Genomic DNA, 18,355 nt, shown 5'->3' with positions numbered 1-18,355 from the left:
GACAGAAAGGATGTATTTATGGAACATAAAGAGAAACATTTTAGCTTATCTTGGTTTTTTAAGTGGTTTTTAGATAATAAAGCCATCACTGTATTTTTAGTAACCTTGTTACTGGGACTAAATATTTTTATTCTAAGTAAGATTAGTTTTATCTTTTTACCAGTTTTGGATTTTCTAGGAGTTGTCATGTTGCCAGTTATTTTATCTGGTTTACTTTATTACCTCCTCAATCCAATTGTGGACTGGATGGAGAAGCGCAAGATCAATCGTGTCCTTGCCATTAGTATTGTTTTTGTTATTATTGGACTCTTTATCATTTGGGGGCTGGCAGTCGCAATTCCTAATCTGCAACGTCAAGTCTTAAATTTTGCGAAGAATGTGCCGACATACCTGGAAGATGCTGATAAGGTGATCAATGACCTTGTAACCAAACGCTTGCCAGATGATTTTAGACCACAGTTGGAGCAGGTTCTTGCAAATGTTTCTAGTGAGGCGACCATGTGGGCCAGCAAAATCTCTTCTCAAGCTGTTAACTGGGTTAGCGCCTTTATCAGTAGCGTTTCCCAGGTCATTGTTGCGGTTATTATCGTACCCTTCATGCTCTTTTATCTTTTGAGAGATGGGAAAGGCTTGCGAGATTACCTGACTAAATTCATCCCAAACAAGTTAAAAGAACCTGTCGGACAAGTTTTGTCAGATGTTAATAAGCAGTTATCAAACTACGTTAGAGGGCAGGTTACAGTTGCTATTATCGTGGCAATTATGTTTATTATCTTCTTTAAGATTATTGGTCTCAGATATGCTGTGACTCTTGGTATTACGGCTGGTATCCTCAATCTAGTCCCTTACCTGGGTAGTTTTCTAGCGATGTTGCCTGCTTTGGTTTTGGGCTTGATTGCAGGACCTGTCATGCTTTTGAAAGTGATTATTGTCTTTATTGTTGAACAAACGATTGAAGGTCGCTTCGTTTCTCCGCTTATTTTAGGTAGTCAGCTAAACATCCATCCTATCAATGTCCTCTTTGTTCTCCTAACTTCAGGTTCTATGTTTGGTATTTGGGGAGTCTTGCTGGGAATTCCTGTCTATGCTTCTGCCAAGGTTGTTATCTCAGCTATCTTTAACTGGTATAAAAAAGTTAGCGGTCTGTATGAAGAAGAAGGGGAGGAAATCAAGAGTGAACAATAGTCAACGCATGCTTCAGGCTTTGGATGAACAGGATTTAACCAAGGCGGATCAATATTTTCACAAAGCCCTCGAAACAGATTCAAGTGAAGTTCTTTACGAACTAGCAAGCTATCTAGAGGGAATTGGCTTTTATCCTCAAGCAAAAGAAATTTACCAAAATATCGTTACAGAATTTCCAGAAGTGAATCTGAACTTAGCCAGCATTGCTAGCGAGGATGGCAATGTTGAAGAAGCCTTTGCTTACCTTGAGGAAATCAAACCTGAAAGTGACTGGTATGTATCGGCCTTGGCCTTGAAGGCTGACCTCTATCAGTTGGAAGGATTGACAGATGTAGCGCGTGAAAAGTTACTGGAAGCCTTAAATTACTCAGACGATCCCTTATTAGTTTTTGGTTTGGCTGAGTTGGATAGCGAGTTGGGAAATTATCAGGAAGCTATTCAGGGCTATGCTCAGTTAGACAATCGCTCTATCTATGAGCAAACGGGTGTCTCAACCTATCAGCGAATTGGCTACGCTTATGCCCAGTTAGGTAAGTTTGAAGCGGCAACTGAATTCTTAGAAAAAGCTTTAGAATTAGAATACGATGAGCAAACTGCCTTTGAACTAGCTAGTCTTTACTTTGACCAAGAAGAGTATCAAAAATCTGTTCTTTACTTTAAGCAGATTGATACCATTTCACCAGATTTTGAAGGATATGAATATGGCTACAGTCAAGCTTTGCATAAGGAACATCAGGTGGAAGAGGCCCTTCGTATTGCTAAACAAGGTTTGGAGAAAAATCCGTTTGAAACTCGGCTCTTGCTAGCTGCTTCACAGTTTTCGTATGAATTGCATGATACTAGTGGTGCTGAGCAGTTTCTTCTTACTGCCAAAGAAGATGCAGAGGATACAGAAGAAATATTCCTTCGCCTTGCAACCATTTATATGGAACAAGAGAGGTTTGAGGACATTATAGCTCTCCAAAATCAAGAACCTGAAAACCTCTTGACCAAGTGGATGATTGCACGTTCTTACCAGGAAATCGAGGATTTAGATAAGGCCTATGAACTCTATCAACAACTATCGTCTGATCTCAAGGATAATCCTGAGTTTCTGGAGCAGTATACTTATCTCCTGCGTGAATTGGGGTATTTTGAAGAAGCCAAAGTACAAGCTGAAACATATTTAAAACTCGTTCCAGATGATGTTCAAATGCAAGAACTCTTAGAGACACTTTAAGGATTTCTAATTTTTGTAACATCTTGTTAACAGAAACGAATGACTTTAAATGAATGATTTGAAAGACCTCAGAGGTCTTTTCTTTTTTACTAATATAATATAAATGTTATAATTCCTTATAGATAATTTAGATGAGGTGTTGAACGATGAAAGTCTGTTATACCCTATTAAATAAGAGCTTAAAGACATGATTTGAACATCGAACTACTATGAAATACTTGACAAATTTATATAAGAATATATAATAATAAATAAGGGAGTCTATCCCCAAAAATAAAGGAGGCAATGTTGTGAAAAAGATTAATAAAAAACTTTCTCATGCATTCATGGCGCTATTGTTAGTAGCTTCAGTATTTATCCCAGTACTAAGAACTAGCAATGTGGTTAAAGCTGCTGAACTACCATCTAGTAGCTATACGCTAACGACAGTACCGACAATTAACAATAATAAGTTAGTTGACGGTGCAGAGTATGGTGAAGGGAAATTTTACCTTCAAACCACTTACAAGTTCGACAACTCAACAACGTTGAAGAATGGTGACTTTATGGTTTATAAAGTGCCAAATGAATTCAAAATTGAATCAGATTCAACTACAGAAATCTTTGGTAATGATGGAGTCACTAAGGTTGCTGAGTTAACGACAAATAAGTCTGCAAATACAGCGACTGTGACGGTAAGTAACGAAGATTATTTTGCTAACTTACCTGAAGAGAAACAAATTTCGGCATTATTTACTGTTGTATGGGCTGATAATGTTGAACTCAATAAATCATATCCAATCGACATTCCTGGAGCAGGAGTATACAATTTGACTCGTATTGTTCCAGATGAGGATCCAACAGGATTTACTAAATGGGGAGTTCAAGATAAGAACGATCCAAATTATATTAATTGGTATATTCGCGTAAACAAATATGCTAATCCTTATGAAGGTGTTTCGATTCAAGATACAATCCCTGAAGGGCAAGTATTAGCTAGTGAGATTACAGGTTACTACTTTACTGAATGGAGTAAGGATGAGCATCATCCTCTTTTGAATCCAAGTCACATTGTTGTTCAAGATTCTAATCACTTCACTATTACTCCAAATGGTAATGGTGATCTAACTAACCAAGGTTTGTATGTAGTTTATAAGACTCGTATCACCGATCCAGTTGATAATACAACAAAGAAAGCTTTCAATAACGTTAAAATTACGACTTCGACTGAAAACTTTGATGTAGAAGGTTTTGCACCATTAACCACAACTGAAGGTATTAGTTCTGGTTCACGTTCTACAGAAGTTTCATTTGAAGTTTCTAAGCAGTTAAAAGGAAAAGGCTTAACTGCTGAAGAATTTAGCTTCCAACTGCTTGATCCAAACGGATCAGTTATTGAAACTGTTAAGAACGATAAAGATGGCAAAGTGAAATTTAAAGCCGTTAAATTCTCTACAGTGGGTACTTATAAGTATCAGATCAAAGAAGTTAATGATCAAAAACCAGGTTTTGTTTACGATGATAAGACTATTAACGCTGAAGTTACTGTAACAGATGTTTATGGTGAGAAATTTGCAAGTGTTAAATATGACAATAAAGTTTTTGTAAATTCGTATTCTGTTAAATCTGCAACAACTTCAATTACTGCTATAAAAGTCCTAAATGGTAAAACTCTTGAGGCAGATAAATATGAATTTGCATTGAAAGAAGGCGACAAACTTGTAGCTACAGCTAAAAATGCTGCGGACGGAACAGTTGCTTTCCCAGCGATTGAATACACTGCTGCAGGAACTTACACATACACAATCACTGAAAAAGATGGTGGTGAAACTGGTGTAACTTATGATAAAAATGCTTATACAGTAACAGTAAAAGTTGCAGACAATGGTCAAGGTCAACTTGTAGCAACAGTTACAGGTAATAATCCAACCTTCACAAATACTTATGCTGCTGAGACTCCAGGATCTTCTGATAACAAACCTAAACAACCAGAAGGAACTAAAGAACTACCAAATACTGGTACATCTGAAATGACTATGCTGTTTACTGTTGTAGGAGTAGTACTTGCATTTGGTTCCATTCTCTTATTCCGTTTCAAAAAAGTTAAATAATCTAGTTGAAAAATCTTGATGCCTTTGCTATGGCATCATCAAAGAGTCACTTGTATGGATAGTAGAAATGATACTATCCTTATAAAGTGGTTCTTTTTTATTTCTCTAGAGGTATGAAGTGAATGAGAGTAAACAGAGTTCTATATCAATGAAATATTTATAGATATTTAATAAAAAAATTTTGATCATTGTTCTCTCAGAATTAGAAGTTAAACCTATATTCTTGTCTAGAATCCTTATAATTCTCCGAATTCTTTAAGATAATATTTTGCTCTTATTTCTCAGAAAAAGGTGTATAGTTCAAGAATTATAGAATTTTTTTACAAAAACTCTTGCTAAATTGTTTATTTATGCTATAATGAGAACAATAATTTTTAGGAGGTGCAGTATGTCTTATATGTTTGAGATATTACCAAGTTTATTGAACGGTGCAAGTATGACTCTTCATGTCTTTGCTCTGGTCTTAATCTTTTCAATTCCTTTAGGTATTGTCGTTGCCTTTGCTTTACAAGTCCGCTGGAAACCCCTCCATTATCTGATTGACCTTTATATTTGGGTGATGCGAGGGACTCCCTTGCTCTTGCAATTAATCTTTATTTACTATGTTCTCCCTAGCATTGGGATACGTTTAGATCGTTTGCCTGCTGCTGTGATTGCTTTTGTATTGAACTATGCAGCCTACTTTGCTGAAATCTTTCGTGGTGGGATTGAAACCATTCCAAAAGGGCAGTATGAGGCTGCAAAAGTGTTAAAATTTAGCCCCTTTGCTACAGTTCGCTATATCATCCTTCCTCAAGTGACAAAGATTGTCTTACCGAGTGTTTTTAATGAAATTATGAGTTTGGTCAAGGATACTTCTTTGGTTTATGCCCTTGGGATCTCAGATTTGATTTTAGCTAGTCGAACAGCAGCCAATCGAGATGCCAGTCTTGTTCCTATGTTTTTAGCTGGAGCAATTTATTTGATTATGATTGGTCTTGTAACCATTGTAGCGAAAAAACTTGAGAAGAAGTACAGTTATTACAGATAGGAGGATTGCTATGTTAGAATTACGAAACATCAACAAAGCCTTTGCTGGCAAACAAATCTTAACCAACTTTAGCCTATCTATTCCTGAAAAGCAAATCCTTGCAATCGTAGGTCCATCAGGAGGAGGCAAGACAACCCTATTACGTATGCTAGCTGGACTGGAAACCATCGATTCAGGGGAAATCTACTATAACGGCGAATCGCTAGCTATAGACGAACTAGAAAAGCGCAATCTTCTGGGATTTGTTTTCCAAGATTTTCAACTCTTTCCGCATTTGTCAGTTCTAGATAACTTAACTCTGTCGCCTATAAAAACCATGAGCATGGAGAAGGAAGTTGCTGAGAAGAAGGCGCGTGGTTTGTTAGAACAACTTGGGTTAGCAGGGCATGCAGATGCCTTTCCATTCTCACTTTCAGGTGGGCAAAAACAACGGGTGGCCTTAGCGCGTGCTATGATGATAAACCCAGAAATTATTGGATATGATGAGCCTACATCAGCCTTAGACCCAGAATTGCGATTAGAAGTAGAAAAACTTATCCTTCAAAATAAAGAGCATGGGATGACTCAGATTGTTGTGACCCACGATCTTCAGTTTGCAGAAAACATTGCTGATCAGATTCTTAAGGTTGATCCAAAGTAGGAGTATGAGGTGCCTATGAAGAGAAAGAAAATTGCCCTTGTACTTGCTCTGTTCTTTAGCTTCTTCCTGACGGCTTGTACTCAGAAGGCAAGTGATCCAAATCAGGATAATTGGGCCAAATATCAAAAGCAGGGTAGCATTACTATTGGCTTTGACAATACCTTTGTTCCCATGGGATTTGAGGAGAAGAATGGCCAGTATGCAGGTTTTGATATTGACCTAGCCCAAGCTGTTTCTGAGAAGCTAGGAATTCAGATTAAATTTCAACCCATCGACTGGGATATGAAAGAAACCGAACTACAAAATGGTACTATTGATGCCATCTGGAATGGCTATACAGCAACAAATGAACGGAAAGAGAAGGTTGCTTTTACCATTCCTTATATGGAAAATCAACAAGTTTTGGTCTCTAAAAAGTCTCAAAATATCCACTCAATTCAGGATATGACTGACAAAGTTTTAGGGGCCCAGGCAGGATCTTCTGGCTATTTGAATTTTGAAGGACAACCAGAACTACTCAAGAATCGAGTGAAAGATCAGAAGGCCAATCAATACCAAAGTTTCAATGAAGCCTTGATTGATTTGAAAAATGACCGGATTGATGCCTTGTTGATTGACCGGGTATATGCCAATTATTATCTCCAGTCTGAAGGAATATTAAATGACTACAATGTCTTTTCAGCTGGATTTGAAAGTGAAGCTTTTGCAGTGGGTGTTAGACCTGCTGATAAAACTTTGCTAGATGCTCTGAATCAAGCCTTTATCTCACTATACCAAGAAGGAAAATTCCAGGAAATCAGCCAGAAATGGTTTGGGGAAGATGTAGCCACCAGTCAAGTTAAAAATCAAGAATAAGAAAAGAGATTGAGTTTTTTCTCAGTCTCTTTTTGTATCGAAAAATCCTCTGGCAAGTACCAGAGGATAAGAGCTTATACTCAATGAAAATCAAAGAGCAAACTATGAAGCTAGCCGCAGGCTGCTCAAAGCACTGCTTTGAGGTTGTAGATAGAACTGACGAAGTCAGTAACCATACATACGACAAGGTAACTCTGACGTGGTTTGAAGAGATTTTCGAAGAGTATTATTTCATTGTTGGGAAGAGCAATACATCACGGATAGTAGTTGTATCAGTGAGGAGCATGCAGAGACGGTCGATACCGATACCCAAACCACCTGTTGGTGGCATACCGTATTCAAGAGCTTCAATGTAGTCGTAATCGATACCTGTTGCTTCATCGTCACCAAGTTCTTTAGCTTTGGCTTGGGCTTGGAAACGGCTAAGTTGGTCGATTGGGTCGTTTAACTCAGTAAAGGCATTACCGTATTCTTTGGTCATGATGAAGAGCTCAAAACGGTCAGTAAAGCGGTCGTCTTCAGGATTTTTCTTAGCGAGTGGAGACACAGCTACTGGATGTCCGTAGACAAAAGTTGGTTGGATTAAGGTTTCTTCGACAAATTCTTCAAAGAAGGCATTGATGATGTGACCAACTTCAGTGTAATGTTTTTCAACTGGAACTTTCTTCTCAGCAGCGATAGCTTTAGCTTCCTCGAAAGTCATGTCTTGCCAGAAATCTACACCAGTAATTTCTTTGATAGCATCCACCATGTGAACACGTTTAAATGGTTCGTTAATCTTGATTTCAGTTCCTTGGTAGTTAACTGGACCATCACCCTTAACTGATTTAGCAGCGTGTTGGATAATACCTTCCGTCAAGTCCATGATATCTTGGAAGTCCGCATAAGCTTGGTAAACTTCGATAGAAGTGAATTCAGGGTTATGAGTGGCGTCCATTCCTTCGTTACGGAAGATACGGCCAATTTCATAGACACGTTCCATACCACCAACGATAAGACGTTTCAAGTGAAGCTCGGTCGCGATACGAAGCACCATGTCAATGTTCTGTGCATTGTGATGAGTGATAAATGGACGAGCAGCAGCACCACCAGCTTCGTTGTGAAGGACAGGTGTTTCCACTTCAAGGAAGCCTTTTTGATCTAGATAACGACGGATTTCAGAGATGATTTTTGAACGAGTGACAAAGCGTTCAAAGCTTTCACGGTTAGAAATCAAGTCAAGGTAACGTTTACGGTAAATCGTTTCAACGTCTGTCAAACCGTGGAATTTCTCTGGAAGTGGGCGAAGTGCTTTAGACAAGTGTGTAATGTGAGTTGCCTTGATAGAGAGCTCTCCCATATCAGTACGCATGACTTCTCCTTCGACACCAAGGAAGTCACCAAGGTCAGCCTTTTTGAAGATTTCGTAATTTTCTTCACCAACAGCATCTTTACGAACGTAGATTTGGATTTGACCTTCTCGGTCTTGAAGATGGGCAAAGCCGACTTTCCCTTTTCCACGTTTGGTTACTAAGCGTCCAGCGATAGTAGCAGTTTCATTTAATTCATGTAATTGTTCTTTATCAAGTTCTGCAAATTTGTCTTTTAGTTCTTGAGAGTTAGCAGTACGTTCAAAACGTTTTCCGAAGGGATCGATTCCTTGTTCACGGAGCGCAGCCATTTTTTCACGGCGAACGATCTGCTGGTCATTTAGTTCTTCCATATGTTCTGTAGACATGGGTTCCTCCTAATTTTACTCAAAATTTGATACGATGAGTCATTTTTTGCGATACTCCCATTTTATCATAAATAGCAGAGAAATTCACGGATATTCTTTGAAAACTAAAAAGAACTTGACTATTAAGATCAAGTTCCATTATTTTTCTTGATAGGAAGTGTCATTCCATTTTTCTAGAGTAAAGGTTTCAAAATCATCGGTCTCTAAAACTGTCAGACTAGCATTGGACAAGCCTCCATCTTTGCGGAGATGAGCTTCTTTATAGCCTAAGAGAGTACGTAGGCTAGCAGTGAGATTTGCTCCATGCCCGACTATCAGAACTCTTTTAACCGGACTTTCTTTCAGAGATTTGATAAATCGGATAGTACGCTGAGTCGTAGAGTAGAGAGATTCGGCTTCAAACATCCTCGTATCAAACTGAGCCAGATTAGAGCGAAAGGCCTTGATTTGTTGTGGGTAGATGGCATTGAGCGTAGCGATTTTTAATCCCTCTAGTTTGCCAAGTTGCCATTCACGTAGGTCAGGAATGCTCTTTAAAGGACAAGGGGCCTGGAGTTGACTTTGGATAATTTCAGCAGATTTAACTGCTCTGGGTAAATCACTAGAATAAATCGTATCAAAAGGAATTTCCTTAAGATACTGCCCTAATTGTTTTAGTGTGTCAATGGACTCTGGCAGAAGGGGAGAATCACCGCTAGCACCTTGAAAACGTCCTTCAAGATTCCAGACAGTCCGACCATGACGGACAAAATAGAGTTTCATCAGTTGATTTCCTCCAAGATATCAGCAAAATCCGCTTTTACAAAGTCGGCTAAGTCTTGAGGTCGGATGATGATACTGTGCCCGACTTCTCCAGCAGAGACAATCATTTGGTCTAAATCCAAAGCAGTCTGATCAATAAAAATAGGATAATTATGTTTTTGGCGAATGCCGACGGGGTTATTAGCCCCATGAATATAGCCTGTCGTTTTTTCTAGGTCTTTTTGAGGAATCATGCTCACTTTTTTATTACCAGAAACCTTTGCTAGTTTTTTCTCAGCGAGGTGTTCTGTTATGGGAACGATTCCGATGATTGGCCCTGTTTTGTCCCCTAATAGAGCCAAGGTTTTAAAGATATGAGTTCGATCATATTCCGGAGGAAGTTCACCCTCAAGCGCGTTGATTTGAATACCAGTATGGTCAACACCCGCCTTGGTCAAGATTTGTTCGACCAAGGTTTTTTTAATCTTAACTTTCTTTGCCATTATTTATACTTATCCTCCAATTGACTCATCCAGATACCAAGCCAAATGCCAAGTGCAAAGAAGAAGGCGATGAGAACATAGCCCACAATAGAAAGTCCACTGTATTGGATACTTTCAGCATTTCCAGCATTTGGAATCAAGATCAAGAGAGTGCTTGATAGCACAATCCCAATAATAAAGTGATAAACACGGGAGTGGTAGTTGTTCAAGGCGTAGTCCATTAATTTTGAAAAAATGATGAGGGTTGCACCTGCACCAATACCGATTGGAAGGAAGGTTCCAAATAAATCAAAGGTTTTAAAACCAGTGAGCATTGGAGCGTACAGTCCTAAAATCAAGAGTAGATTTGACGGACTTAAACCAGGCACCAAGACACCAAGCGCTAAAAGAGCACCCGCTAAGATGAAACTAGCAAAACTAGCGCTGAGAGAGCCGACAACAAAATTTAGCGCGTAGAGCCCTAGTCCTGAAAGGATAAAGGTGGTCCAGAACCAGACTAGGTCAATCTTATCCCGATCAGATTCTCGAGTAGATTCTTTAAGGAGGCTAGGCACTGTACCGATGATAGCTCCAGCAAAATTCCATAAAACATAGACTTGGTAATTTTGTAGCAGATACTCGATTGGATAAGAAAACAAACCAATGCCTAGCAACATCCCAATTGCTACTGGGATAAAGTATAGGACATTCGCTTTAAAATCCTTAAAGGGATGAGCCAGAAAAGAAATCATTCGCTCGTAAATTCCCAAAATAGCTGCCAGAACACCACCAGAAATTCCAGGTAGGATAAACCCTAAGGCGATGACTATTCCTTTAATAACTCTTGCAATCCATGAAAACATCATAAAATCCTCAATTTCATAAAATTCTTTCTCTATTCTATCAATTATAACACAGACGAGAAGAAAATGAAAAAACAAGTGAAAAAGAGAGCAATTTTCACTTGTTTTATGGTCTTAAAAATAGTTTTCTGAAGGTTTCTTCTTTTTCCTTCAAGGTAGAAATAAGATTAATATCTAAATGGTGTTCAAATCCAGCAATTCTTCCTTTTGAAGTATACTGATGGAGGTCATAGTCTAAATCTGTATTAGGCGTGGTTTCAAAGTAACCTGAATCCGTTCCATAAGATGGAATCCAGACAGCAGTGAACTTGTCTGTATTGATACTATGCTCTTGCATGAAATAAACACCGATGTAAATTCCGATATTTTTGGCGCCAAGCGCTTCTAGTTTAGCTCGAAAAGCTTCAACACCTTCGTTCATATCAGACATTGTCTTTTCTTCGACGTCTAACCAATAGTAACTAGGGTTGTATGGAGAAGCAGCATTGTAGAAAACCTCAGCAGCTTTTTCCATTTCTTCCTTACTAGTACCTGCTAGATAGGCATAAACAGCAACTGGAACATTGCGTTTTTGAAATTCTGAAATATGACTTATATAGGCTTTATCGACACCATTGGCATAGGCGGCATTATTTGTTTCAGTATGTTGAGCCCCATTGTGGACACGAACAATAACACCAGAAATATTTTGAGATAAGGTATCGTAGTTGATTTCCTCAGGTCTTTGCCAGCCAGAGACGTCAATAATAGGTTTGTCAAGGTTATGCAAGGCCTGATTTTCAACCTGGACTGCATTGGGTTTTGACTTGACAGGATGGTCTTCATAAGTTGGTCTATTGAGGATCAAAATAGCTATAAATATAGTAAATAAAGTAAAAATAATAGCTGGATGAATCTTTTTTCTCATATCTAAATAGTTTAACGTAAATAGATAAAAAAATCAAAGAAAACATCGGCAAAAGTGAATAAATGGGCGTCTTTTCCCTATTTTTCTGTTTGTTTACTCCTAAGAAACTAAATTATGGTATAATATAAGGGAATTTCTAGAGAAAAGAGAAGATTATGTCAAATTATGCCATTATTCTAGCAGCGGGTAAAGGTACTCGCATGAAATCAGATCTTCCAAAGGTACTTCATAAAGTAGCTGGAATTTCGATGTTGGAACATGTTTTTCGTAGTGTTGGTGCTATTCAACCTGAAAAAACAGTTACTGTAGTTGGTCACAAGGCAGAGCTAGTTGAGCAAGTCTTGGCTGGCCAGACAGACTTTGTTACCCAATCAGAACAACTAGGAACTGGGCATGCTGTCATGATGGCAGAGCCTATTCTCCAAAATCGTACCGGCCACACCTTGGTTATTGCTGGGGATACTCCTCTGATTACAGGTGAAAGCTTGAAAAACCTCCTGGATTTCCATATCAATCACAAAAATGTGGCGACGATTTTAACAGCTGAAGCAGCTGATCCTTTTGGATATGGTCGTATTGTCCGTAACGATAATGCTGAAGTTCTTCGTATTGTTGAGCAGAAAGATGCTACAGACTTTGAAAAGCAAATTAAGGAAATCAATACAGGAACTTATGTATTTGACAATGAACGTCTTTTTGAAGCCCTTAAAAACATCAACACTAACAATGCACAAGGTGAGTATTATATTACTGACGTGATTGGTATTTTCCGTAATGCGGGTGAGAAGGTTGGTGCCTATACTCTCAAGGATTTTGATGAAAGTCTTGGCGTAAATGACCGTGTAGCTCTTGCGACTGCGGAATCAGTGATGCGTCGCCGTATCAATCAAAAGCACATGGTTAATGGTGTTAGCTTTGTTAATCCGGAAGCAACTTACGTTGATATTGATGTTGAGATTGCTCCCGAAGTCCAAATCGAAGCCAACGTTACCTTAAAAGGTCAAACGAAGATTGGTGCGGAGACTATTTTAACAAATGGAACTTGTATTGTAGATAGCACCATTGGATCTGGAGCTGTGATTACCAACTCTATGATTGAGGAAAGTAGTGTTGCGGACGGTGTGACAGTTGGTCCTTATGCCCATATCCGTCCAGGTTCAAGTCTGGCTGCTCAAGTTCACATTGGAAATTTTGTTGAAGTAAAAGGCTCTTCAATCGGTGAAAATACCAAGGCAGGTCATTTGACTTATATTGGAAACTGTGAAGTGGGTAGCAACGTTAATTTTGGTGCAGGAACTATTACAGTCAACTACGATGGCAAAAATAAATACAAAACTGTCATTGGCAATAATGTCTTTGTTGGATCAAACTCAACTATTATTGCTCCTGTAGAACTTGGGGATAATTCTCTGGTTGGAGCGGGTTCAACCATTACCAAGAATGTTCCTGCTGATGCCATTGCTATCGGCCGTGGACGACAAGTTAACAAAGACGAGTACGCAACACGCTTACCTCATCATCCAAAGAACCAGTAGGAGTTTGTCATGGAATTTGAAGAAAAAACGATTAGTCGGAAGGAAATCTATCAAGGTCCTATTTTCAAACTAGTACAAGACCAGGTGGAACTACCAGAAGGAAAGGGGACTGCCCAACGTGACTTGATTTTTCACAATGGAGCTGTTTGTGTACTAGCTGTGACAGCCGAGGATAAAATCGTTCTCGTTAAGCAATACCGAAAGGCTATCGAGGCGGTTTCTTATGAGATTCCTGCTGGTAAACTAGAACTTGGTGAAAATGCTGATCCAATGGCGGCGGCCCTTCGTGAATTGGAAGAAGAAGTTGCCTATACTGGTAAGTTAGAACTGTTGTACGATTTCTATTCTGCGATTGGATTTTGTAACGAAAAACTAAAACTTTATCTCGCCAGAGATTTGGTTAAGGTGGAAAATCCTCGTCCACAAGATGATGATGAAACCTTGGAAGTTTTAGAAGTAAGTCTAGAGGAAGCCAAGAACCTGATCCAGTCAGGTCATATCTGTGATGCCAAGACCATTATGGCGATCCAGTACTGGGAACTACAAAAGAAATAGAGGAGAAACCCATGGGAAAACCTTTATTAACAGACGAAATGATTGAACGTGCCAATCGTGGTGAGAAAATCTCAGGACCACCTCTTCAAGATGATGAGGAAACAAAAATCCTACCAACGTCTTCACAACATCTTGGTTATTCACGTTCTAGAGACCACGGTTTTAGTCAAGATACACTTACAATCGAAGTAGAACCAACGATTCATAAGAGTCGCCGCATTGAGAATACCAAGAGAAATGTTTTTAATTCGAAACTCAATCGTATCTTGTTTGCAGTCATCCTACTTTTGATTTTGTTAATTTTAGCGATGAAACTCTTGTAATTGAAAGGACTTGAAATGAAAATTGGAATCATTGCTGCCATGCCAGAAGAACTTGTATATTTGACTCAGAATTTGGATAAACCTCAAGAAGTCCAAGTCTTAGGAAATACCTACTACACAGGCTCTGTTGGCAATACTGAAGTCGTTCTAGTTCAGAGTGGGATTGGAAAGGTCATGTCAGCTATGAGTGTAGCTATTCTAGCTGACCATTTTCAGGTAGAAGCTATCATCAATACAGGATCAGCAGGTGCTCTTGCTGAAGGGATTGCTGTTGGAGATGTAGTGATTGCGGATAAGTTGGCTTATCATGATGTGGATGTGACTGCTTTTGGTTATGCTTATGGCCAAATGGCTGGTCAACCTCTGTACTTTGAATCAGATAAGAAATTTATCGCTAGGATTAAAGAAAACTTATTTCAGTTAGAGCAGACATGGCACCTAGGCTTGATTGCCACAGGGGACAGTTTTATAGCTGGAGATGATAAGATTGCTAGTATCAAATCCCACTTCCCTGATGTTTTAGCAGTTGAAATGGAAGGGGCTGCTATTGCACAAGCGGCTCAGTCTCTTAATTTACCGTTCCTAGTCATTCGTGCTATGAGTGACAATGCCAATCACGAAGCCTCTGTCTCTTTTGATGAGTTTATTATCGAAGCTGGACGTCGTTCTGCCCAAGTCTTACTAGCCTTTTTAAAGGCCTTGGATTAAGCGGAAATTTGACAGTTTATCTAGCTTATGATAAGATTTAAATAAAGAAAAGCTAGAAAACGTTTCAGAGGATATTATGAGTATTGAAATGACCGTCAGTGAGATTGCAGAGGTCTTAGGACTATCTCGTCAAGCAATCAACAATCGTGTCAAAGAACTTCCAGAAGAGGACACGAAAAAGAATGACAAAGGTGTAACTGTAGTTACTCGAAGTGGCTTGATCAAGCTAGAAGAAATCTATAAAAAAACAATTTTTGAAGATGAGCCTGTCAGTGATGATGTCAAACAACGTGAACTGATGGAAATCTTGGTTGATGAGAAAAATGCTGAAATTCTTCGTTTGTACGAGCAGCTCAAGGCAAAAGACCGCCAGTTATCAGAAAAAGATGAACAGATGCGTATCAAAGACCGACAGATTGCTGAAAAGGACAAACAGTTGGACCAACAGCAACAGTTAACTCTTCAAGCCATGAAGGATCAAGAAACCTTGAAACTCGAGTTGGACCAAGCAAAAGAAGAAGTCCAAGCAACCAAAAAAGGCTTTTTTGCTCGTCTTTTTGGAGGAAAATAAAGAAGCTGTTTGGGTTACTCACTAACCTAATGGCTTCTTTTATTGTTTATAGTTTAGTTTGGGTAGTAATTGAGGTAAATAATGGAAAAATTAAGAGATTATATCGCCTTTGATTTGGAATTCAATCAACACGAGGGCGTTACCCATTTAATTCAAGTATCAGCAGTCCGTTTTCAAGATGGACAAGAATGTGCTGCTTTTGATTCTTATGTTTATACTACAGCCCCTTTAAAGAGTTTTATCAATGGTTTGACTGGAATCACAGCTGAAACCTTAAAAGATGCGCCAAAAGTAGAGCAAGTTTTAAAGAACTTTCAAGCATTTGTTGGCGACTTACCTATTGTTGGTTACAATGCGGCTAAGAGTGATTTGCCTATTCTTTTGGAGCATGGTATTGATTATCGTGACCAGTATAAGGTTGATCTATATGAGGAGGCTTTTGAACGCCGTAGTTCTGACCTACACGGCATAGCCAATCTTAAATTACAAACTGTAGCGAATTTTTTAGGCTTTCACGGGAAGTCTCATAACAGTTTAGAAGACGCCCGCATGACGGCGCGTGTTTACGAAGCTTTTTTGGAATCGGATGAAGGAAAGCTATTAATAGAAGACCAGAGTAGTTTTTCGATGAATAATCCTTTTGGTGGCTTAGATTTATCCCAATTTTTAGACTAGGAGTGCCTATGAAACCTGAAAAACCTAAAAAGCTAGGTTTTAGGAAGATATACTATAACCTAGATAAGATTTTATTTCTATTTTTCTTGATATTTATGATGGTTGAGTTTGTCTGGCTACCATTAAATTCATGGATTGCTGGCATCCTTCTGAGACAAACTGGTTATTTGTTTATCTCCTACAATAACTTTTGGGCGATTATACAAGGCTCGCCTTTTATCAGTTTAGCCTTTCTCATCTTAATTGCAATCAATCTCTTGGTTGCCTATTTCCAGATTTGTCTTTTGTTTATCGGGGCTCGTCACCTTCTCTATCATGAAAAGAGAACTTTAATTGAGTATAGTAGAAAAGTATTTCAACAGAGCTTTCTATTCGTTAAGCGATTGAGCTTTTGTAAGATGGCCTTTGTCTTTTTTTACATTGCTTTGCTTTTCCCGTTCATCCGTAAGATTTTAAAAATCTACTACCTCAACAAAATTATTATCCCTGATTTTATTGTGAATTATTGGGAAGGTAAGCATTGGCTGGTAGGTCTGATGATCATAGCATCCGCTTGGATCTTTCTCTACATCTCTGTCCGATTTATGTTTGCCCTTCCTAAGATTCTCTTTGAAAGAAAGACCGTAAGAGAAAGTGTGAAATATAGTCTCCAAAAGACAAAGAAAAATGTCCTTTTCTTCTCTTGGCATCTCTTACTCATTATCATTAAAACGTATCTCTTCTTCTTTGGTTTGTTAATTCCTTTGCTTTTTGCGCAAGCAGTGATGGATAATCTAACTCAAAAAGAGTCCTTGATTCTCGGTGTGATTAATTTTGTCTTGATTAAAAATTTCCATTACATGACCCTGACTTATTTCCTAGTGAAGTTTGTTTCCTTCCTTACAGGAGAGGAGTTGGAGATCATGCCAAGGCGAAAGAAAGATCATCTGATGAGATGGGGTGTCATGGGGTGTGCAAGCATCATCTTTGCCATAGAAGGCTACGTTTATCTGGAATCTCCGGATACCAATACACCTTTAGTGATTTCGCACAGAGGAGTAAGTAATAAAAACGGTGTTCAAAATACTGTGCAGTCTTTAGAAAAAACAGCTCAACTAAAACCAGATCTTATAGAAATGGATGTGCAGGAAACGAAAGACGGTCAGTTCGTGATGATGCACGATGCCAACCTCAAAACTTTAACAGGTATTAATGCTACACCGCAAGATTTGACTCTGGATGAATTAACAAATACAGATATTTACGAGAATGGTTATCAAACAAAGATTTCAAGCTTTGATGCCTATTTAGAGCGTGCAAATGCTTTAAACCAAAAATTGCTGATTGAGATTAAAACCAGTAAAAAAGATAGTCCGCAAATGATGGACCATTTCCTTGAAAAGTATGGGGCGACTATCAAGAAATATGGACATCAGATGCAATCACTAGACTATCATGTGATTGATAAAGTGTTGACTTATGATTCTGAAATTCCAGTTTACTTCATTCTGCCTTATAACAGTATCTTCCCAAGAACCAAGGCAACTGGTTACACTATGGAGTACTCAACTTTGGATGAATACTTTGTCAATAAACTCTGGACAACTGATCAGAGGCTCTATGTTTGGACCGTAAATGGTTCTGAGGCATTTGATAAAGCCGTTCGCCTCGGCGCAGATGGCATGATAACGGATGATCTTGAAATGGTCCAGTCACAAGTCACAATGGCTCAAGACGATCCGGAATATACGGAATTACTTTTAAAGAAAGCAATGGAATTCTTTGATTTCTAAGAAAAAAAAAAGAGAAACAGATGTTTCTCTTTTTTTGTGGATCAGAACGGCAATTTTCCAGCGAAAGCTCCTAGTTTCTTCTTAGTCGTTTCATCAATTTGTTCAAGTGCTGCGTTAATCGCTTGCGCAGTCATGTCAGAAAGGGTTTCGAGATCTTCTGGATCTACAACTGCTGGGTTGAAGTCAATGCTGACAACTTTTTTGTCTCCAGTCAGAGTTGCTTGGACAAGGTCTTGAGCAGATTTTCCAACAAATTCCATGGCAGCGAGTTCTGCTTGACTTTGTTCCATTTGTTTTTGAAGTTTTTGTGCTTGGCGCATCATGTTTTGCATGTTCATCATGGCGGTTTATAGTTTCCTTTTTCTATTATTTTCCTTTTTATTTTAACAATTTTAGGTGGAAAAGTCTATTATTTGTTTAATTCATGAGATATATGAGCTTTAATAATGAATCCCTCAAACAACTTTTAAGAAATTTACTATGCACA

Annotated in this window: 19 protein-coding genes; 13 read left to right on the top strand and 6 right to left on the bottom strand. The window is 38.6% G+C overall.

The annotated features are described in order from the left end of the window. Positions 1-18: 18 nt before the first annotated feature. The 6 genes from I6H78_RS01320 (at position 19) to I6H78_RS01295 (ending at position 7,019) form a co-directional block, all read left to right on the top strand. Positions 19-1,185 (top strand): AI-2E family transporter, encoded by a 1,167-nt coding sequence (locus I6H78_RS01320; RefSeq protein ID WP_198459698.1) that lies wholly within the window; start codon positions 19-21, stop codon positions 1,183-1,185. Beyond that, positions 1,175-2,404, top strand: a complete 1,230-nt coding sequence (locus I6H78_RS01315; protein ID WP_198459697.1) for a tetratricopeptide repeat protein — start codon at positions 1,175-1,177, stop codon at positions 2,402-2,404. The genes I6H78_RS01320 and I6H78_RS01315 overlap by 11 nt, the downstream gene beginning before the upstream one ends. A gap of 290 nt (positions 2,405-2,694) precedes the next feature. Further along, entirely contained in the window at positions 2,695-4,494 is a 1,800-nt protein-coding gene (locus I6H78_RS01310) for a Spy0128 family protein (RefSeq protein WP_198459696.1), read from the top strand. A 388-nt stretch (positions 4,495-4,882) separates the two neighbouring features. Continuing rightward, the gene (locus tag I6H78_RS01305) at positions 4,883-5,524 is read left to right on the top strand and encodes an amino acid ABC transporter permease (protein ID WP_198459695.1); all 642 of its coding nucleotides are present in this window, start codon (positions 4,883-4,885) and stop codon (positions 5,522-5,524) included. Between the two features lie 10 nt (positions 5,525-5,534). Next, positions 5,535-6,164 (top strand): amino acid ABC transporter ATP-binding protein, encoded by a 630-nt coding sequence (locus I6H78_RS01300; protein WP_198459694.1) that lies wholly within the window; start codon positions 5,535-5,537, stop codon positions 6,162-6,164. Between the two features lie 15 nt (positions 6,165-6,179). After that, complete coding sequence (locus tag I6H78_RS01295) at positions 6,180-7,019, top strand: amino acid ABC transporter substrate-binding protein (protein WP_198459693.1); 840 nt, start codon at positions 6,180-6,182, stop codon at positions 7,017-7,019. 226 nt (positions 7,020-7,245) lie between these two features. Here the strand turns inward: I6H78_RS01295 and lysS are convergent, their stop codons facing one another. From lysS to I6H78_RS01270, 5 genes are all read right to left on the bottom strand, one after another. Continuing rightward, on the bottom strand, positions 7,246-8,736 hold the full coding sequence (gene lysS / locus I6H78_RS01290; protein WP_198459692.1) for a lysine--tRNA ligase: 1,491 nt from the start codon (positions 8,734-8,736) through the stop codon (positions 7,246-7,248). Between the two features lie 138 nt (positions 8,737-8,874). Beyond that, the gene (locus I6H78_RS01285) at positions 8,875-9,498 is read right to left on the bottom strand and encodes a histidine phosphatase family protein (RefSeq protein ID WP_198459691.1); all 624 of its coding nucleotides are present in this window, start codon (positions 9,496-9,498) and stop codon (positions 8,875-8,877) included. Then, positions 9,498-9,980: an aminoacyl-tRNA deacylase gene (locus I6H78_RS01280; RefSeq protein ID WP_198459690.1), complete on the bottom strand. Its 483-nt coding sequence runs from the start codon at positions 9,978-9,980 to the stop codon at positions 9,498-9,500. The genes I6H78_RS01285 and I6H78_RS01280 overlap by 1 nt, the downstream gene beginning before the upstream one ends. Next, positions 9,980-10,822: a DUF368 domain-containing protein gene (locus I6H78_RS01275; protein ID WP_198460212.1), complete on the bottom strand. Its 843-nt coding sequence runs from the start codon at positions 10,820-10,822 to the stop codon at positions 9,980-9,982. Before I6H78_RS01275 ends, I6H78_RS01280 begins: the two co-directional genes overlap by 1 nt. A gap of 106 nt (positions 10,823-10,928) precedes the next feature. Beyond that, the gene (locus I6H78_RS01270; protein ID WP_198459689.1) at positions 10,929-11,729 is read right to left on the bottom strand and encodes a glycoside hydrolase family 25 protein; all 801 of its coding nucleotides are present in this window, start codon (positions 11,727-11,729) and stop codon (positions 10,929-10,931) included. A 155-nt stretch (positions 11,730-11,884) separates the two neighbouring features. On the opposite strand from I6H78_RS01270, the gene glmU reads away from it, so the two are divergent. The 7 genes from glmU to I6H78_RS01235 all read left to right on the top strand — a co-directional run bounded on the left by glmU (position 11,885) and on the right by I6H78_RS01235 (position 17,868). Continuing rightward, a complete protein-coding gene (glmU, locus tag I6H78_RS01265; protein WP_198459688.1) occupies positions 11,885-13,264 on the top strand; it encodes a bifunctional UDP-N-acetylglucosamine diphosphorylase/glucosamine-1-phosphate N-acetyltransferase GlmU in 1,380 nt (459 codons plus the stop codon). A 9-nt stretch (positions 13,265-13,273) separates the two neighbouring features. Next, entirely contained in the window at positions 13,274-13,819 is a 546-nt protein-coding gene (locus tag I6H78_RS01260) for an NUDIX hydrolase (RefSeq protein WP_000393796.1), read from the top strand. An 11-nt stretch (positions 13,820-13,830) separates the two neighbouring features. Beyond that, on the top strand, positions 13,831-14,142 hold the full coding sequence (macP, locus tag I6H78_RS01255) for a cell wall synthase accessory phosphoprotein MacP (RefSeq protein ID WP_198459687.1): 312 nt from the start codon (positions 13,831-13,833) through the stop codon (positions 14,140-14,142). Positions 14,143-14,157: 15 nt separating this feature from the next. Beyond that, positions 14,158-14,850 carry a 5'-methylthioadenosine/adenosylhomocysteine nucleosidase gene (locus I6H78_RS01250; protein WP_198459686.1) on the top strand — a complete coding sequence of 231 codons (693 nt, stop codon included), beginning with the start codon at positions 14,158-14,160 and terminating at the stop codon, positions 14,848-14,850. A gap of 76 nt (positions 14,851-14,926) precedes the next feature. After that, positions 14,927-15,421: a chromosome segregation protein RocS gene (gene rocS, locus I6H78_RS01245; protein ID WP_000021252.1), complete on the top strand. Its 495-nt coding sequence runs from the start codon at positions 14,927-14,929 to the stop codon at positions 15,419-15,421. Between the two features lie 81 nt (positions 15,422-15,502). Further along, positions 15,503-16,096: a 3'-5' exonuclease gene (locus I6H78_RS01240; protein ID WP_000413625.1), complete on the top strand. Its 594-nt coding sequence runs from the start codon at positions 15,503-15,505 to the stop codon at positions 16,094-16,096. A gap of 8 nt (positions 16,097-16,104) precedes the next feature. Further along, entirely contained in the window at positions 16,105-17,868 is a 1,764-nt protein-coding gene (locus I6H78_RS01235) for a glycerophosphoryl diester phosphodiesterase membrane domain-containing protein (RefSeq protein WP_198459685.1), read from the top strand. A gap of 41 nt (positions 17,869-17,909) precedes the next feature. On the opposite strand, the gene I6H78_RS01230 is transcribed toward I6H78_RS01235, so the two are convergent. Beyond that, positions 17,910-18,209, bottom strand: coding sequence for a YbaB/EbfC family nucleoid-associated protein (locus tag I6H78_RS01230; RefSeq protein ID WP_000981515.1), 300 nt, complete (start codon positions 18,207-18,209; stop codon positions 17,910-17,912). Between the last annotated feature and the right edge of the window lie 146 nt (positions 18,210-18,355).

The sequence above is a fragment of the Streptococcus oralis genome, from assembly GCF_016127915.1.
Taxonomy (GTDB): Bacteria; Bacillota; Bacilli; order Lactobacillales; family Streptococcaceae; genus Streptococcus; species Streptococcus oralis_BO.
Note: the sequence above shows the minus strand (reverse complement) of the source record. Positions and strands in the feature narration are given on the sequence as shown.

Bases quoted from the DNA above. Each gene is read 5' to 3' on its own strand.
- I6H78_RS01320 (WP_198459698.1), top strand. From the start codon at position 19: ATGGAACATAAAGAGAAACATTTTAGCTTATCTTGGTTTTTTAAGTGG.
- I6H78_RS01305 (WP_198459695.1), top strand. From the start codon at position 4,883: ATGTCTTATATGTTTGAGATATTACCAAGTTTATTGAACGGTGCAAGT.
- I6H78_RS01300 (WP_198459694.1), top strand. From the start codon at position 5,535: ATGTTAGAATTACGAAACATCAACAAAGCCTTTGCTGGCAAACAAATC.
- I6H78_RS01295 (WP_198459693.1), top strand. From the start codon at position 6,180: ATGAAGAGAAAGAAAATTGCCCTTGTACTTGCTCTGTTCTTTAGCTTC.
- lysS (WP_198459692.1), bottom strand. From the start codon at position 8,736: ATGTCTACAGAACATATGGAAGAACTAAATGACCAGCAGATCGTTCGC.
- I6H78_RS01285 (WP_198459691.1), bottom strand. From the start codon at position 9,498: ATGAAACTCTATTTTGTCCGTCATGGTCGGACTGTCTGGAATCTTGAA.
- I6H78_RS01280 (WP_198459690.1), bottom strand. From the start codon at position 9,980: ATGGCAAAGAAAGTTAAGATTAAAAAAACCTTGGTCGAACAAATCTTG.
- I6H78_RS01275 (WP_198460212.1), bottom strand. From the start codon at position 10,822: ATGTTTTCATGGATTGCAAGAGTTATTAAAGGAATAGTCATCGCCTTA.
- I6H78_RS01270 (WP_198459689.1), bottom strand. From the start codon at position 11,729: ATGAGAAAAAAGATTCATCCAGCTATTATTTTTACTTTATTTACTATA.
- glmU (WP_198459688.1), top strand. From the start codon at position 11,885: ATGTCAAATTATGCCATTATTCTAGCAGCGGGTAAAGGTACTCGCATG.
- I6H78_RS01260 (WP_000393796.1), top strand. From the start codon at position 13,274: ATGGAATTTGAAGAAAAAACGATTAGTCGGAAGGAAATCTATCAAGGT.
- macP (WP_198459687.1), top strand. From the start codon at position 13,831: ATGGGAAAACCTTTATTAACAGACGAAATGATTGAACGTGCCAATCGT.
- I6H78_RS01250 (WP_198459686.1), top strand. From the start codon at position 14,158: ATGAAAATTGGAATCATTGCTGCCATGCCAGAAGAACTTGTATATTTG.
- rocS (WP_000021252.1), top strand. From the start codon at position 14,927: ATGAGTATTGAAATGACCGTCAGTGAGATTGCAGAGGTCTTAGGACTA.
- I6H78_RS01240 (WP_000413625.1), top strand. From the start codon at position 15,503: ATGGAAAAATTAAGAGATTATATCGCCTTTGATTTGGAATTCAATCAA.
- I6H78_RS01235 (WP_198459685.1), top strand. From the start codon at position 16,105: ATGAAACCTGAAAAACCTAAAAAGCTAGGTTTTAGGAAGATATACTAT.
- I6H78_RS01230 (WP_000981515.1), bottom strand. From the start codon at position 18,209: ATGATGAACATGCAAAACATGATGCGCCAAGCACAAAAACTTCAAAAA.